The 18,893-nt window shown below is 39.6% G+C and carries 5 protein-coding genes; 4 read left to right on the top strand and 1 reads right to left on the bottom strand.

Going from position 1 to position 18,893, the window contains the following annotated elements; translation table 11 throughout:
* Nucleotides 1-438: 438 nt before the first annotated feature.
* Nucleotides 439-1,434: a Rieske 2Fe-2S domain-containing protein gene (locus tag ACP6PK_RS22210; protein ID WP_426562738.1), complete on the bottom strand. Its 996-nt coding sequence runs from the start codon at nt 1,432-1,434 to the stop codon at nt 439-441.
* Between the two features lie 1,371 nt (nt 1,435-2,805).
* Here ACP6PK_RS22210 and hisZ point away from each other — a divergent pair.
* The 4 genes from hisZ to ACP6PK_RS22190 all read left to right on the top strand — a co-directional run.
* Nucleotides 2,806-4,347 (top strand): ATP phosphoribosyltransferase regulatory subunit, encoded by a 1,542-nt coding sequence (gene hisZ / locus ACP6PK_RS22205; protein ID WP_426562736.1) that lies wholly within the window; start codon nt 2,806-2,808, stop codon nt 4,345-4,347.
* A gap of 811 nt (nt 4,348-5,158) precedes the next feature.
* On the top strand, nt 5,159-6,175 hold the full coding sequence (hisG, locus tag ACP6PK_RS22200) for an ATP phosphoribosyltransferase (RefSeq protein ID WP_426562734.1): 1,017 nt from the start codon (nt 5,159-5,161) through the stop codon (nt 6,173-6,175).
* Nucleotides 6,176-6,546: 371 nt separating this feature from the next.
* Nucleotides 6,547-6,774, top strand: coding sequence for an indolepyruvate ferredoxin oxidoreductase subunit alpha (locus ACP6PK_RS22195; RefSeq protein WP_426562732.1), 228 nt, complete (start codon nt 6,547-6,549; stop codon nt 6,772-6,774).
* Nucleotides 6,775-7,572: 798 nt separating this feature from the next.
* A partial coding sequence (locus tag ACP6PK_RS22190; protein WP_426562730.1) for a proprotein convertase P-domain-containing protein occupies nt 7,573-18,893 on the top strand: 11,321 nt, incomplete at its 3' end.

Raw genomic sequence — 18,893 nt, 5'->3', positions numbered from 1 at the left:
AGTTTTTAGATTTTAGATAAAGTCTGTCGGGTGGCGATAGTGCTACCCACCGCTACGCGATCGCCCTATTACAGATTGAGAATTAATTTAACTATTGCGCAACAGTTTTTAGATTTTAGATAAAGTCTGTCGGGTGGCGATAGTGCTACCCACCGCTATAGGTTTTCCAGCCGAATGCTGCGCGACATATTTGCGCAGCGTTAACGTTTGCGGTAGCATTCCGTTAGGAACGGAGGGCTAAACGCCCTCTTGCTGGTTGAAAATTAATTAAACTATTACGTTATAGTTTTTAGATTTTAGATTAAGTCTGTTGGGTAGCATTCCCCTTCTTGCAGATTGAGAATTAATTCAACTGTTGCGCAATAGTGTTTAGATTTTAGATAAAGTCTGTCGGGTGGCGATAGTGCTACCCACCGCTACCCGCTCGCCTAATACCATTTATTTTTGAATTAAAGTTTCTGCTGTCAGAGAGTTTTCTGAATAGAATTGACTCGCCCAATTTCGAGACTGACGCACCGGACCATCATTTTGATATAAAGGTGGATTATGAATATCTTTTTTATTCTCTAAAATACTAACGTCTTGTTCAAAAGTTTCTAAAACATCCTGTTTTAACATCTTATTTAAAATCAAACTTAAAGGAAAAGGTAGAACCTTTTTTACACTATAAAATATGGCAATATCAAGATGCTCATTATCTATTGGTGTGCCTGTAAAAATAGTCAATAAACCTAGCTTTAATTTTCCTTCCGTCCAGTAAAAACTTACATCATAAGCAGGTCCGTAATAAATAGTAGTAACCGAGCCATCTTCTAATACTAATTTTCCTGCTGCTAAAGAAGATAAATTATATTTCTGAGACATTCTATGAGTTAAAATCGGTCCGTCAATTTCAACTCCATGACTATGAGCGCTTTTAAAAGTACGACTGTGCAAATTATATAAGTGAGAGACATCTACACTGTTATCCATATAATCTTGAAGGGTAGTGCGTACTTTCCACTGATGGACTAAACGTAGAGGAGTCCATTCACCAGAAATTAATTCTGGTATTTGAGGTATTTCCCAATCTGGCAGTTTTCCTTGATGATGGTAGTACATCATTATTAGACCATTTAACTCAAGTACAGGCCAACTTTGTATTTTGGCTTTGGGTTTGGCTTTATCAGGATAAGGAATAGCAGCGCATTGTCCATTTGTATCCCAGAGCCAACCGTGGTAAGGACATCTCAGAGTTTGGCCTTCGATTCTACCTCCATGAGCAAGATGAGCGCCCAAGTGGGGACAGTGGGCATCAAAAATATGAGGTTTACCATCTTCTGTACGAAATAGTACGAAGTCTTTTCCGAAGTAATGAAGTGGTATGACTCCTTTGGCAGATAAATCTTGACTTCTAGCAACACGAAACCAACTATTAGGCAGGTTTGAATACATAAATTATTTTTGATTAAATATAGACAAAAATTAGCTATTAGTCTAAAGGGATAGTGATAACTTGCCAACTAGAAACATTAAAAAATTTTATATTTTCTTGGCAAGATTAGGTAAAGCTCCAGAAGATGAAAGTATTTCTGGTATGGCTCCTTGGCAAAATTCCTAAATGTAAATGTTTGATTTTATCTTGGTTAGTTAACTAAGTTGAATAATAAGTCATGCGTATAGGCGAGTAAGTCCATCTAATATTTAGAGTATCAGAATTTGTTTGAGGATGCAAGTGAAAATCTTTTGATCCGCGATTTTTTTTAGGAGCTTTCAAAAATGAAAATGTTGGTAATTTTCCACTGAAGTCAGGTTATACATAGAAAGATTTAATCATGGAAAAATTAAGTATTTAGCAAAGCTCTAGAAGATGAAAGTATTTCTGGTATGGCTCTTAGGAAAAATTTCTAAATGTAAATGTTTGATTTTATCTTGGTTAGTTAACTAAGTTGAATAATAAGTCATGCGTATAGGCGAGTAAGTCCATCTAATATTTAGAGTATCAGAATTTGTTTGAGGATGCAAGTGAAAATCTTTTGACCCGCGATTTTTTCAGGAGCTTTCAAAAATGAAAATGTTGGTAATTTTCCACTGGAGGAAGGTTATAGATAGAAAGATTTAATCATGGAAAAATTAAGTATCTAGGAAAGCTCTAGAAAATGAAAATATTTATTTCTGGTATGACTCCTTGGCAAAATTCCTAAATGTAAATTTTTGATTTGATTTTGGTTAGTTAATTTAGTTGAATAATAAGTCATGAGTATAGGCAAGGAACACTATTCAATATTTAGAGTATCAGAATTTGTTTGAGGATGCAAGTGAAAATCCTTTGACGCGCGATTTTTTTTTCAGGAGCTTTCAAAAATGAAAATGTTGGTAATTTTCCACTGAAGGAAGGTTATAGATAGAAAGATTTAATCATGGAAAAAAAAGAGATAAAATAAACGCCATGTGAACTTTTTCCAACCGAGGATATTTAGGGAGTTTTGAGAACCAGACTTTACCGCTAAAGACCCATAAAAGCTGATTATTCCATAGTAAAGTTGCACATCGCTTCATTAATGAATAATGAAAACTACAAGGCTTTCAATTTTTATGAGGTACACCAGTCGCGGGGAAAATGCCTGCACTACAAAGCTTTATAATTAAAATTCGTACCTCATAACTTCAGAATCTGCTGTATCTCAAAAATTATTAATTACTTCTGGTTAAAACCAAGAGGATTGAATCAACTACTGAAATCTTATCAATTATCCATTATCAATTGGTATGATACATCTGTGTCAAAATTCCGATGAGAAAACCACAATCTTTGATATTTTGTCTATGCAAACCACAAAAGTAGAAAGAGTCAGAGGAGTTAACGACATCCTCCCAAGCAGTTACCAGATAGATAGAAAAATTAAAAGTACACTGAGTAGCAATTTTGAATCTTACGGCTATCGACCAATAGATGTGCCACTTATAGAATATACGGAACTCTATCTGAAAAAATCTGGTGAGGACATTATTTCTCGTCTCTACGACTTTGTTTACCGTAACCGTCGCCTCTGTCTAAGACCAGAATTCACTGCCTCAGTTGTCCGTGCTTATTTGGACAACCTCCAAGAACTACCTCTGCCAATGCGCCTTTATTACACTGGGCCAGTATTTCGTTATGAACAGCCCCAGAAAGAAAGATATCGGCAATTTACCCAAATGGGAATAGAGTTAATTGGGGCCACGGGAGCGATCGCTGATGCGGAAGTTATTTCTATGGCCTGTCAAGGTTTAGACCGTCTAGGTTTAACTGAATATCAAACATTTATCGGCCACGTTGGAGTTCTGAATAATTTTCTTGACCATCTTGAGTTAGATACTCGTCTTCGTAGTTTTCTACTTAGTCAGATGGAAACTCTAAGAATAGAAGGAAAAGAGGTTGTAGAAAACCGACTTTCTGAAATTTATCCTGCGTTTAAAAAAGATACTTCTATTGAACAACAAATAGATACAAATACAACACCAACAAAAATTAAAGATATTCTCCAAAGCTTAGAAGAAAGTGAGGCTCGAACAGCAATTTTTGAGTTTTTGGAAAGTATGAATATCGGACTCACAAGCACTCGCGCACCAGAAGAAGTAGTTGACCGTTTGTTGGTGAAAATTAAACATCAAGACCAGACTCAACAATTAAATCAAGCACTAGATTTTATGACGGAATTGAGTCAACTAAAAGGAGAGCCACTTGCCATATTCAAAGAAGCAGAAAAACTCCTTTCAGCTTATAGTATTGATGGTTATGGGTTGATACAATTACAAGATATTTTGAAAAGTTTAGAAGCTTTTAATCTTGACAAAAATCGGATTAGTCTTGATTTGGGAATTAGTCGGGGTCTTCAATATTATACAGGTATGGTTTTTGAGATTTATGACAGTAAGTTAGGAATAGAAAGAAAATTATGTGGAGGAGGTAGATATGATGATTTGATTGTCAGTTTAGGGGGGGGAAAAGATACTCCTGCTACTGGTTTTTCTTATGTGATGGAAGAACTTAGAAAGGAATTAGCAGAAAAAGATAATTTGAGTTGGAATAATTATCAATTTGTGGAAGTTTTAGTAGTTGCTGTTAGTTCAGAATATTATGGTTATTCTGTAGAAGTAGCTGAAAAATTAAGACAGCTAGATTTACGAGTAGAAACTGATGTGATAGGAAGAGATGTTGAGAGTAATATCGAGTATGCAAATCAGCAGAAGATTCCGTTTTTGATTATTTTAAATTCTGTAGAAAAAGAAGGAAGTAAAGTGCTTTTGCAAAATTTAGATTCAGGGGAACAAAAAAATTTAGAATTAAATGAAGTAGTAAATCAAGTTAGAAATATTAGGGAATAGGGAATAGGGAATAGGGACTAGGGAATAGGGAGTAGGGGAAATAATTGATTATTTATGTAGGATATATTGATGTTATTTTTTCTTTTTGGAGATGTCTATTGAATAAGCTATCAGCTTGCCTCCTGCGGAGGAACTACGTTTTTTCGTATAGGGAATGCTCCGCAAACATGTCGCGCAGCGTCAACCTTTGCGGAGCATTCCGGAACGGAAAGTTTTGCGATAGCTAAACAGCTTTATTACCTTTAATTTAAAGGGGTAATTAGCATTGGGAAATTTTAAAGAATTAAATTTGTCAGGAAATAGCAGTCAGCTATCAGCTTTATTACTTTTTCCTACTTTAAAAGTAATTGAGAGATTTCCAAGAATTAGTTAAAATGTGGTAGAAGTTAAACAAATGTTGGCTTCATTCATTAAAAAGCTGTTTGCGGAGCATTCCCCAGGAAAAGCTGACTTCTAATAGCAGAATGCTTAGGAAATGGAGATGCAGAACTATGTCGTTTTCTTAAAATTGTTATGGTTTCAGCTAGTGAGTTTGAAGATCATCTTTATACTTGCTTGCAACCTGAATTTAATCAAGTATTTTGAATACAAATCTCTCGCTGAAAATCTAGTAAAAGTTAAACAAATTTTGGCTTTATTAATTAAATGAAAAGCCGAATGGTGATTTAAAATCCTAAAATTAAATTATCAAAAAATTAGGTTAGCTGATAACTTATAACTAATAACTGAATTTCCAGCTTCCTAGTTTAGCTGGAAATACTGATAACTGATAACTGATAACTGATAACTGAACTAATAACTGATAACTGAAATGACAACAGATAATATTTTAAGAATAGCCTTACCAAGTAAAGGTGCTTTAGCAAAAGGAACAATGGAATTATTGTCAGCTTGTGGTTTGCGTGTATCTAGACCTAATGACAGACAATATTTTGGTTATATTCCTGCTTTGCCACAAGTGAAAATTTTATTTCAAAGAGCAGCAGATATTTTTACAAAGGTAGAAGAAGGAAGTGTTGATTTAGGAATTACAGGTTATGATGTGGTTTCTGAAGAAAGTCAATCCCATGATGATGTAATAGTAATTTGGAATAAGTTAGGTTATGGTAAATGTAAATTAGTTTTAGCTGTTCCTGAGAGTTGGGTAGATGTTTCTTCTATAGAAGATTTAGCAGAATTAACTCTTTTATTTAGAGATAAAGGAAAAAATTTGAGAATTGCTACTAAATATCATCATTTAACCCAAAAATGGCTCTACGAAAAATTAATTGTACATTTTTCTTTAGTATCTGTTCAAGGTGCAATGGAAGCGGCACCTACTATGGGATATGCTGATATGATTGCTGATATAACTAGCACTGGTACAACTCTTAGAGAAAATCGTTTAAAACAAATTGAAGGGGGTACACTTCTCGACTCCCAAGCTTGTTTAATTGGTAATAAACGCTTGTTACAAGAGAGTGAAATTAAGTTAGAAACAACTAAGGTTATTTTAGAGTTAATAGAAGCGCAGATGGAGTCGAAAAAATATGTTTCAATCACAGCAAATGTAGAGGGAAAATCAGCAGATGAAATAGGCGATCGCCTCATGTATAAAAGTGAATTAAATGGTATTTCTGGTTTGCAAGGACCGACTATTGCTAAAGTATATTCTGGAGAAAAAAATGACTGGTATGCTGTAACAATTGTGGTAAAACAAAATATGTTATTATCAGCAATTAACCATCTGAGAAAAGTAGGTGGTACAGACCTAACAGTTTCTACTCCTAATTATGTTTTTGGTTCTAAATCTCAAATATATGAGGAATTTTTGTTAAAGCTAAATTGAAGGAAAAAGGAAGAAGGAAGAAGGAAGAAGAAGGAAAAAGTTGATGAGGGTAATTTTGCTAAATTACTGTATAGTATTCAACAGGAGATAATAGATATCTCCACAAAAGAGGGAACAGGGAATAGGGAACAGGGAATAGGAAGAAAGAAGAGATAATTTCCCATGGGAGAATTGATTTGATTTTTAATTTTTGGAGATGTCTAATAGACATCTCCCATTAATTACCCTACAGAAATTATTAATTATTTTCCCCTACTTCCTACTCCCTCTGGTAAGATATAGCTAGTCAAAAGTTAGAAGAATGAGTTAATAACTAATAGCTAATAGCTGACTGCTGAATGCTTACTTTTAACTAAACTAAAAAAACGAAAATGCCACATACAATTGTTACTAATATTTGCGAAGGTGTTGCTGACTGTGTTAATGCTTGTCCAGTTGCTTGTATTCATCCAGGACCGGGTAAAAATATTAAAGGAACAGATTGGTATTGGATTGATTTTGATACCTGTATTGACTGCGGAATTTGTCTAGAAGTTTGTCCTGTAGAAGAGGCAATAGTTGCTGAGGAAAGACCAGAATTACAGAAGACTCCAGAATAGTTTTTCTGAGGAATAGTTTCACTTAAAAAATAACAATAATCTTGCTAATGCTTCGGGAGATTTTGATATTGTAGAACCATTATTCTGAAATAGTAAATTCTATATAAAATTTATAGTGATTTTCAGAAAGATGGAATAAACTTTTAAGAACAAAAGACCATTGTAGGGACGTTTCATGGAACGTCCCTACAACTATAATTTGTGTATAAATTTTAAGTATATGGGGGTTTAGTCTCCAAACTTCCTATCTGGTATTAATATCATGTCTGGATAATCAGTGATAAAAAAGTTTTTGTTTGTAGAATTGCTCTAGCCCGAACTATAGAAAGATGGGGCTAGAGCAACTCTACGGACTTTAATTATAACTATTCAACCGGACATGATATAAGTAGGCTATCATAGGGCGGGTTTTTAGGACTAAATTGGTAATTATATAGGCTTTTAGTTAGACCCGCCCCTACAATTTTTTTAACATTTATTAGGACTTACTCAGCACAATTTGTTTTCGTCATTGCGAGCGACAGGGAAGAAATTTAAAATCCCGATCGCCGAATTTTTTGCATAACTCCTACCAGAACAGAAATATCAAGAATTTATAGCGCTGTGCTCCGGGAACAGGCAACAGGGAACAGGCAACAGGGGGAATAAATTGCCGATAATATAAGACTTTGAGCTGCTTGGCCCCTACTACAATTTGTAAATATACCAGCGCTCATTGCTATAAAGAGAAGCTTCAGTACCAAAGTTGGGTCTCGATCAATAGTCTAAGAAAACATTCCGTAACTGTGGAGGTTTTTTATGAAAGCTAATAAATTAGAATCTTATAGTATAACAGCTCTGACTTTAATATTAGGCATATTAGCCCCAACTCCTGTTAACTCCCAACCCATAACTCCAGCAAACGACGGTACAGGTACAACTGTTACACCACAAGGCAACCAATTTAATATCGAAGGTGGTACTCGTAGTGGAGCTAACCTCTTTCACAGTTTTGACCAATTTAATGTCAACTCAGGCCAAACCGCGAATTTCCTTACTACCCCAGACACCCGCAACATTCTAGGGCGAGTCACAGGAGGCAACGCTTCATATATCAACGGTCTGCTCCAAGTTATTGGTGGTAACTCTAATCTTTTCTTAATGAACCCCGCTGGCATAATGTTCGGCCAAAATGCCAGCCTTAACATACCCGCCTCATTCAGCGTTACTACGGCCACAGGTATAGGTTTTGACAGCAACAATTTCTGGTTTAAAGCCATGGGTACAAATGACTATGCTAATTTAGTCGGAGACCCCAGTGGCTATAAATTTAATGTGTCTAACCCAGGCGCTATAGTTAACGAAGGAAATTTAACTTTAAACCCTGGAGAAAATTTAACCTTATTAGGTGGGACAGTTATTAATACTGGGGAACTGTCTACAGCAGGGGGCAATATTACCATCGCAGCAGTAGAAGGTGGTAGTGTCTTAAGAATTTCTCAACCAGGACATTTACTCAGTTTAGAAGTAAACCCAGTCATAGTGAATGGGGAAGAGATTGATATAGCCCCTCTATCTTTACCCGGACTCTTAACAGGTGGAGAAATAATTCAGGCCACATCTGTAACTGTTAATGAAAATGGTGATGTGGTGTTGACAGATTCAAATACAGTAGTGGCAGATGTACCAGGAACTGCCATAACTTCTGGAGGTATAGATGTATCGAGCGCTGAGGATGTAGGAGGCGAGGTAAATGTTTTAGGCGATCGCGTGGCTCTAGTTGATACTAATATTAATGCTGATGGTTTAAATGGTGGAGGAACTGTATTAATAGGAGGGGACTTTCAAGGTAATGGAATTGTTCCTAATTCTCAACAAACTTTTGTGAATAATAATTCATTTATTTCTGCGAATGCTATTGAGGATGGAGATGGAGGAAGGGTAATAATTTGGTCTGATGGAAATACTAATTTTGCTGGAGATATTAGTGCTAAAGGAGGAGAATTTTCTGGTAATGGAGGGTTTGTTGAAGTTACAGGAAAAGAAGAATTTACATTTGATGGAAGTGTAGATGTTACTGCAGCATTGGGAGAAGAAGGAACAATATTATTACAACCAGAAAGTGTGACAATAGGAGACCCAGAAAATTCTAATAATTCAGAAATTGCTCAAAATGAGAATGCGGATGTGACAATTTCAGCAGAGAATATTGGGCAATTATCAGGGAATGTAATATTGGAAGCTGATAATGATATAACAGTTAATGAAAAGATAGAAACTGATTCATCTGTAGAATTAAAAGCTGGTCGTAGTATTAACATAAATGCGGATATAGATACATCAATTGGAAATGGAAATATTGACTTACTTGGTAATAATGATGAGATGAATGTTGCTAACCGGAGTGAGGGGGCAGCATCAATAAATCAGTTAGATGGAACAACTTTAAATGCTGGAAGTGGAACTATTAATATTGAGTTAGAAAATTTAGGAGAAGTAGGCGATATAAATCTGGCAAACTTAACTACAACAGGGCAGGTTTTAGTTAATGCTAATGGGGGAAATATTGCTGGAGTTTCTAATAGTTCGACTATTAATGCAGGTAGTGTTTTATTTCAAACAAGTGGTAGTGGTGGAATAGGTTTAACTGATGCACCTTTGCAGTTAAATGTAGAAAATTTAGAAGCGGTTAGTGGCAGTGGTGGAGTATTTTTTGAGGTAGGAAATGTAAATATTGGTGGTGTGCGTGAAGATGTGAATGGTATTTCTGCTGTTGGAGGAGAGTTAGAAATTAAGAGCGAAGGAGATGTGACATTAACAGAAAATATTTCTGCGGATGGTGCGATTAATATAGAAGCAACTGGAGATATTTCTGCTACAGGAAGTGGAATTAGTAGTAATGGAGAAAGTGTTTCTTTGTCTGCCACTAATATTCGGATAAATGATGAATTTGATGAAACTTCTGGGGATGCGGATATTAAGTTGGAGGCGACAAATGATATTACTGTTGAGGATATAGAAGATGATGTGTTGGAATTTCAACCAGGAATAGGAGCAATAGAATTTCGTGCGGATGCAGATGGGGATGGAAGTGGTGTTGTAGAGATGTTGGATAATGAGGCGGATGTTGGGAGCGATCCGAATACTTTTGAGAATGGAGCGGATACTATTAAGACGAATGGGCGGAATTTGACTATTGTTGGTGCTGAAATTGTTTTGGGGAATATTGATACTTCCTGGTTGCCTGTTTTTTCTGGTGGGGAGTTGTTGGCTACTATAGATGTGGATGAGGGGGGACTGATACCAGCAGAAGGTACGGAAGGCACTGCAACCTTTACTTTTTCTGTAGATGGTGACTTGGAAACTATAGAGAATCTAGATGTACGCTTTTCTGCTGCACATACTTGGGATGAAGACTTAGTAGTCGAACTGAAATCACCCCAGGGGACGGAAGTAACATTGTTTGCTGGTGTTGGTGGTGATGGAGACAATTTTCAGGATACTGTATTTGATGATAATGCTTCTACAAGTATTAACTCCGACAATGCTAATGCTCCGTTTGATGGTACATATCGTCCCCAAGGAAATTTGGCAGATTTTAATGGAGAAAACCCTAATGAAACTTGGACTTTGACGGTAACAGATAATTATTCGGGAGATAGTGGAACTTTATACAGAGCTGGTGATGATACTCCTTGGGGGACTGCCGGTACGCAACTATTACTGCGTAATCCTCTTGTTCAGAGTGGTGGAGGAAGAGGAAATGGAAATGGTGGAGCGATTAATCTGGAAGCAACTCATGGTAATATTAGTGTAGGAAATATTCGTAGTTTGAGTGAAACTGGTGATGGAGGAAGAATTGACCTAAAAGCTAATAACAATATTATGACAGGTCTGATTAATTCTAGTGCTGTTCAAGGAATTGGGGGTAATGTTAACCTTAATGCTGTTGGTGGCAATATTAATACATTTTCATTAGATACTTCATCTATTTATGGAGATGGGGGTAATATCAAAATAGAAGCAGGGGGCGATATTATTGCTACAGGTGGCGGAATTAAAGGTGGTGGGGAAAGTGTTTCTTTGTCTGCAACTAATATTACGATAAATGATGAATTTGATGAAACTTCTGGGGATGCGGATATTAAGTTGGAGGCGACAAATAATATTACAGTTGAGGATATAGAGGATGATGTGTTGGAATTTCTGCCTGGAGATGGAGCGATCGAATTTCGTGCGGATGCAGATGGGGATGGAATAGGTGTTGTGGAGATGTTGGATAATGAGGTGGATTTTGGGAACAACCCAGATACGTTTAACAATGGGGCAGATACTATTAAGACAAATGGGCGGAATTTGACTATTGCTGGTGCTGAAATTATTTTGGGAAATGTTGATACTTCTTGGTTGCCTGTTTTTTCTGGTGGGGAGTTGCTTGCTACTATAGATGTGGATGAGGGTGGAGCAATACCAGCATCAGGTACAGAAGGCACTGCAACCTTTACTTTTACTGTAGATGGTGACCTGGGAACTATAGAGAATCTAGATGTACGCTTTTCTGCTGCACATACTTGGGATAGACAATTAGAAGTTTATCTCGAATCACCCCAAGAGCAGGAAGTAACATTGTTTGCTGGTGTTGGTGATCATCTAGATAACTTTCAAGATACTATCTTAGATGATGATGCTTCTACAAGTATCAACTCTGGTAATGCACCGTTTAAGGGTACATATAGTCCCCAAGGAAATTTGGCAGATTTTAATGGAGAAGATCCTAATGGACGCTGGACTTTGACGGTGATAGATACTTTTATAGGAAATGATGGCACCTTATACAGGGCAGGTGATGCTGGTCCCTGGGGATCTGCCATAGGTACACAACTATTGCTGCGTACTCCTGTTATTCAGAGTGGTGGAGGAAGAGGAAATGGAAATGGTGGAGCGATTAATCTGGAAGCAACTCATGGTGATATTAGCGTAGCAAATATTCGTAGTTTGAGCGAAACTGCTGATGGGGGAAAAATTGATCTGAAAGCTAATAACAATATTATGACAGGTCTAATTAATTCTAGTGCTGTTCAAGGAATAGGGGGTAATGTTAACCTTAATGCTGTTGCTGGCAATATTAATACCGAATCGCTTGATTCCTCATCGCGGCATGGCAATGGAGGTAATATCACGCTCTCGACTCAGACTGGTAATATCAATACTGAATCGCTCAATTCCTCGTCGTATGATAGCAATGGGGGTAATATCACGGTCTCGACTCAGACTGGTAATATCAATACCGAGTCGCTCAATTCTTCCTCGCAATCGCAATCTGGCAATAATGGGGGTAATATCACGGTCTCGACTCAGACTGGTAATATCAATACCAAATCGCTCAATTCTTCCTCGGCCTATTATGGCGGTGGCTATGGGGGGAATATCACGGTCTCGACTCAGGATGGTGATATCACTACAGAATCCCTTGATTCCAAATCGTTTAATGGTAATGGGGGTGAGATAACTATCTCGACTCAGACTGGTAATATCAATACTGGATCGCTTGAACCATCCTCGTATAATAGTAATGGGGGTAATATAACGGTCTCGACTCAGGATGGTGATATCAATACCGGATGGATCTCTTCCACGTCGTCGTCTGATGGCAATGGGGGTAATATAACGGTCTCGACTCAGAGTGGTGATATCAATACCGGAAGGCTTGCTTCGGTGTCTGGTGGCAATGGAGGTAATATAACGGTCTCGACTCAGAGTGGCGATATCACTACAGAATCCCTTGATTCCAAATCGTTTAATGGTAATGGGGGTGAGATAACTATCTCGGCTCAGAGTGGTGATATCAATGTCGAACACCTTGACTCCTCGTCCTCCGATGGCAATGGGGGTGAGATAACTATCTCGACGCAGAGTGGTGATATCAATGCCGAATCGGTCAATTCTTTCTCGGCTTCCTTATATGGAAACTCACAAGATGGGGGAACTATTACTCTGAATGCAGACACAATAAACTTCAACCCTCCAGAAGATGGAGACACACAAAAATTAGCAATCAGAACATTCTCAGTCGGAACAAACACCTCCGGGAAAGGTGGAGATGTTAACATTACCACCAACAACCTCACCAACGCAGAAATATTTACACTATCTTCCCACGGAAAATCAGGAGAGGTAACAATAGAAATTAAACAACAAGAAAACCTTGAACTTAGTGACTTATCTATCATCACCAGTACACAAGTAGAGATTAGAATTCATCAGTTTCAAACAATAGAGCGAGAGGTAGGCGATAAAGGTCAATCAGGCAATGTCTTCATCAACAGCCCAGGCAATATCAACCTCAACAACGTCACCATCGAAAGCGACACCAAAGGAGACCAACGAGCCGGAGAAGTTTCTATCGAAAGCCAAGGTGGTACAATAACATTCGATAACAGTAGTATCCTCAGCATCACCAACGCCGAAGGAGATGCCGGAGAAATCACCCTCAAAACTCCCCAAGATATCCAACTCACCAACAACAGCCGACTCCAAGCTGACACCCAAGGCCAAGGCAACGCAGGCAACATCAACATCGAAGCTGGAACTCTAAACCTAGACCAAAACACCAGCCTCACTACAGAAACCAGTGCAGAAGGCGCACCAGGCCAAATAGAAATCAAAGCCAATACCATAGACATCGGAGAAAACGCCCAAATTAGTGCCACAGTTACCGCCACCTCCACCAACACAGAAGAAGAAGGAGGCAAAATTGATATATTTGCCAATACCCTCAACATCTCAGGCACCCTGGGAATATTTGCCGAAACAGCAGGATTAGCCGATGCAGGCACCCTCACCATCCAAACCTATAACGACAACCCAAATCTCGACATCAACTTCAGCAACCAAGGCTTCATCTCTGCCTCTACCAGTTCCACAGGAGACGGAGGCAACATTAATATTAGTGCCCCAGAAACCATAAACATCACAGGCAACCCAGAAACAACAGACATCATAGATGGAGAAATCCGAGTTACCACAGATAACATCGGCAACGCAGGCATTATCGAAATAGAGACCCAAAACCTGACAATAGCAGACGGCATATCCATCTCAGCCTCCACCACAGGAGAAGGAAACGCCGGAGCTATCAAGATCGACACCAACATTTTCAACCTAGAAACAGGAACAAGTATAACCACAGAAACAAACAGCACCGGAGCAGCAGGAAATATAGAAATCAACTCTCCAGAAGTAACCATAGGAGAAAACGCCCAAATTAGTGCTACAGCACGAGAAAATGCCACTAACACAGAAACAGGTGGAAATATCAGTATATTTAGCAATGAACTGAATATTTCAGGTCAACTCGGAATATTCGCCCAAACCCAAGGCGAGTCACCCGCAGGCACCCTCACTCTCAAACCCTACAGCGATAACCCAGACATAGACATCAACTTTAGGAACTCTGGCTTCATCTCCGCATCCACCACATCCACAGGTAAAGGTGGCAACATTAATATTACTGCCCCAGAAACCATAGACATTACAGGAGACGGAAAAATTTCAGTCGAAACCACAGGAGAAGGTGATGCAGGTAATATTAACATCGATACCCAAAACCTGACAATAGCAGACGGCATAGACATTACAGCCTCCACTACAGCAACAGGCGACGCAGGTAACATTGACATAGAAGCCAACAATATCAACATACAAAACAACTCGGAAATATTAGCCTTCACAGAAGGAGAAGGAAAAGGAGGCAACATCACAATAGAAGCCACAGAAACATTCAACCTAGATAACAATACCCAACTCTCAGTAGAAACCAGCAGCGCCGGAAAAGCTGGAGACATAGAGATTAATTCCCCTCAAGTCACCATAGGAGAAGGAGCAAAAATTAGTGCAACTGCAAGAGAAGGAGCCACCTACACAGAAGCAGGCGGAAACATCAGCATATTTAGCAACAACCTCAACATCTCAGGAGAACTAGGAATATTCGCTGAAACCCAAGGCAACTCACCCGCCGGGGCACTAGCACTCCAACCTTATAATGGTAGTCCCGACTTAGATATCAACTTTAGCAACAACGGTTTCATCTCAGCCCGCACCACCTCGATCGGCAACGGAGGCAACATATCGCTTTTCGCTCCAAAAACAATAGATATTACAGGAGACGGAAAAATCTCAGTCGAAACTACAGCCACAGGTAACGCAGGGCAAATAGAAATTCTCACGCCAAACCTCACAATAACCGACAGTATAGACATTACCGCTACTACAACATCCAGTGGAACTGGAGGCGACATATCACTTAACGTCCAAGAAACCATAGACATTAAAGGAGACGGAAAAATCTCCGTTGAAACCACAGGTACAGGCAATGCAGGCGAAATTGAAATAGACACAGCTAACCTGACAATAGCCGACGGCATGAATATTACTGCATCTACGACAAACACAGGAAATGCAGGTAACATCAAAATAGAAGCCAGCAATATCGACATTCAAAACGGCTCCCAAGTATTAGCCTTCACAGAAGGAGACGGAAAAGGAGGCAACATTACAATAGAAGCCACAGAAACATTCAAACTAGACAACAATACCCAACTCTCAGTAGAAACCAATAGTGCTGGAAAAGCTGGAAACATAGAAATTAACTCCCCTCAAGTCACCATAGGCGAAGGAGCAAAAATCAGTGCTACAGCACTAGAAGGAGCAAGCAACACAGAAACAGGTGGCAATATCAGCATTAATACCAACAGCCTCAACATTTATAGCGAACTGGGAATATTAGCCGAAACACAAGGGGAGTCACGAGCAGGCTCCATCACTCTCAAACCCTACCAAGAAAACTCAGACCTAGACATCAACTTTACCAATAATGGTTTCATCTCAGCCCGTACTACATCCAGTGGTAACGGAGGCAACATTAATATTACCGCTCCAGAAACCATAGATATTATAGGCAATGGTCAAATATCAGTCGAAACAACAGGAGCAGGCAACGCAGGCAAAATTGACATAGAGACAGCAAACTTGACAATAGCAGACGGCATAGACATTACTGCCTCTACCACAGGAGCTGGAAACGCAGGGGATATTAATATTGACACCAACAACTTTACCCTAGAAACAGGAACAACTCTCACCACAGAAACCGATAGTAGTGGTAGCGCTGGAGATATTACCATCAATTCTCCAACAGTCACCGTAGGAGAAGGAGCAAAAATCAGTGCCACAGCACTAGAAAACGCCACCAATACAGATACAGCAGGAAACATCACTATCAACAGTAACCAACTCGACATCTCAGGAGAACTAGGAATATTTGCCGAAACCCAAGGCGAAGCCCCCGCAGGCACCCTCAGCCTCAAACCCTACAACGACAACCCAGATATAAACATCAACTTCAGCAATTCAGGTTTCATCTCAGCCCGTACTACATCCAGTGGCAACGGAGGCAACATTGATATTACCGCACCAGAAAACATAAACATCCAAGGCAACGGCAAAATAACAGTAGAAACAGAAGGGACAGGCAACGCCGGAGAAATAAACATCCAAACCCAAAACCTGACAATAGCTGAAGGAATAGATATTTCAGCAGCAACCTCAGACAGTGGAGCAGGAGGTAGTATTAATATCAACCCTACAGCAACATTTGAACTAAACGGTCAAATAATCACAGAAACCACAAGCACCGGAGACGGAGGCAAAATTTCCATCAACACAGGTTCCCTCACAGCCGAAAACAGCACCATCTCAGCCAAAAGTACCGAAACAGCCACCGGAAATGCAGGAGAAATAGAAATTACCGCCCAAGAAAATATTACCACAGGCATCATCACCTCCTCAGCCAACAATAAAACAGAAGCAGCAGATGGAGGCAACATCAGCATTACCAGCGAACAAGGAGAAATTAACGCCACCCAACCAATTCAATCATTTTCAGAGCAAGGCAACGCCGGAGATGTCAGCCTCAATGCCCGAACAGATGTCACCACCAACATTATTAGTTCTCACGGCCAACAACAAGGCGGTCAAATAAACATCACAGCCGAAACTGGAAACATCAACACCAGCAATGGCACGTTAGCCAACTATTCAGGAGGAGGCGACGGAGGAAACGTTAACCTAACAGCCCCCCAAGGAGATATTACCACCAGTAACATCTACTCCTTTGCCGACGGTGACGGCGGTCAAATTAGGATTAATGCTGGAGGAGAAATAAACCTCAGGGAAAACAGCAATATTATCTCAGCCTCAGAACCACCAGAGGAGCATGGGAGCGGGGGAGCAGGGAGAGGGGGAGATATTATTCTCGAAGCAGGAAACAATATTAACACTACGACTGCCAGAATATATTCCGGTGCAGACGACGGCGACACAGGAAACGTCGAACTTACCGCCGAGAGTACCATAGAAACAGGTCAAATAGACCTAGCATCAGGCTTTGTCCGAGAAAGACTGGAATTTAATGACAACAATAACTTCACCCTCATCCCCAGACCAGAAGGAGTAGCAACCCAAGGTTTTGCCGGAGACATCAGTATAAAGAGCAACAACGGCACAATAGACACCACCGCCAGCACCATCAATTCCCGTTCTCCAGACGGCTCCGGCGACATCACCATAGAAGCCCTAGGTAAAATAACCACAGGCAAATTAGAAGCCAGCGCCCTCAACACAACCAAACCCACTACAGGTGGAGATATTACCATCACCAGCCAACAGGGAGAAATTACAGCTACCCAAGCCATAGAAACATTTTCAGAAGCAGGCACAGCGGGAAGTGTAAACATCGACGGAGCAGGCCACGTTGAAGTCAATACCATACTATCCCAAGGAACTCAAAGGGGTGGAGATATTACAATTCATAGTAGCAGCGAGAATAGTATTAATGTCCAAGACGAGTTAAACACATTTTCTACAGAAGGAATAGCAGGAAATATCACTCTCACATCCCCAGGAAGCATAACTATTAGGGGTATTCGTTCAGACGGAATGCAACAAGGAGGTGAAATCATAGTAGAAAGTGGAATAGGTAATATAGATGCCACCGGAGGAGATATAGACTCTTTCTCAGAGCAAGGAATAGGAGGCGACGTACAACTTAATGCCTCAGAAAGTGTAAATATTGCCAATGTATCATCTTATGGTTTGACAGAAAGTGGAGACTTAACCATTCAGAGCCAAACAGCACAAGTCAATACAGAGAATGTGACAACTCAATCTCCCGCAGGAAATAGCGGTAGCATAATAATCAACGGAACAGAAGTAGGTACAGGAGATTTGAGTTCCATTGGCACAACAAGTGCTGGAGAAATTAACGTCGAAGCAGTAGATGGTTCAATTCAAACTTATGATGTCGAAATCAAATCTGATGGTACAATAGGTAGTTTGAGTCTACAAGCAACAGAAGATGTTGAGACAGGAGATATTACTCAAGAAGCAGGGGAAGGAGACGCGAATACAGATATTTCATCAGGGGGAGACCAAACTACCGGAGATATTAATCAAACCGCTGAGGAGGATACTACTAATAATCAAACCTCAGAAGGCGATATTACTACAGGAGATATTAACCAAAACGCAGGTGATGATGCTACCAATAATCAAACCACAGGTGGAAATATTACTACAGATGATAGTAGTAACAACATAGCCCAAGGTGGTGACATTACAACAGGAGATATTAACCAAAACGCAGGTGATGATGCTACCAATAATCAAACCACAGGTGGAAATATTACTACAGATGATAGTAGTAACAACATAGCCCAAGGTGGCGACATAACCACAGGAGATATTAACCAAAACGCAGGTGATGATGCTACCAATAATCAAAACACAGGTGGCAATATTAGTACAGATGATAGTAGTAACAACATAGCCCAAGGTGGCGATATTACTACAGGAGATGTTAACCAAACCGCAGGTAACGATGCTACCAATAATCAAACCACAGGTGGCAATATTACCACCACAGACACCACTACTAACGCCACAGACGGAGGCAACCTTACCACCACAGACAATACTACCAACATAGCCACAGGTGGAAATCTCAATACAGGAAATGTTAACCAAACTTCAGGTAACGATGCTACCAATAATCAAACCACAGGTGGCAATATTACCACCACAGA

Source organism: Dapis hubbardiae BLCC-M172 (assembly GCF_050016015.1).
In the GTDB taxonomy this organism is placed as follows: domain Bacteria; phylum Cyanobacteriota; class Cyanobacteriia; order Cyanobacteriales; family Microcoleaceae; genus Trichodesmium.
Note: the sequence above shows the minus strand (reverse complement) of the source record. Positions and strands in the feature narration are given on the sequence as shown.

Bases quoted from the DNA above. Each gene is read 5' to 3' on its own strand.
- hisG (WP_426562734.1), top strand. From the start codon at position 5,159: ATGACAACAGATAATATTTTAAGAATAGCCTTACCAAGTAAAGGTGCT.
- ACP6PK_RS22210 (WP_426562738.1), bottom strand. From the start codon at position 1,434: ATGTATTCAAACCTGCCTAATAGTTGGTTTCGTGTTGCTAGAAGTCAA.
- ACP6PK_RS22195 (WP_426562732.1), top strand. From the start codon at position 6,547: ATGCCACATACAATTGTTACTAATATTTGCGAAGGTGTTGCTGACTGT.
- hisZ (WP_426562736.1), top strand. From the start codon at position 2,806: ATGCAAACCACAAAAGTAGAAAGAGTCAGAGGAGTTAACGACATCCTC.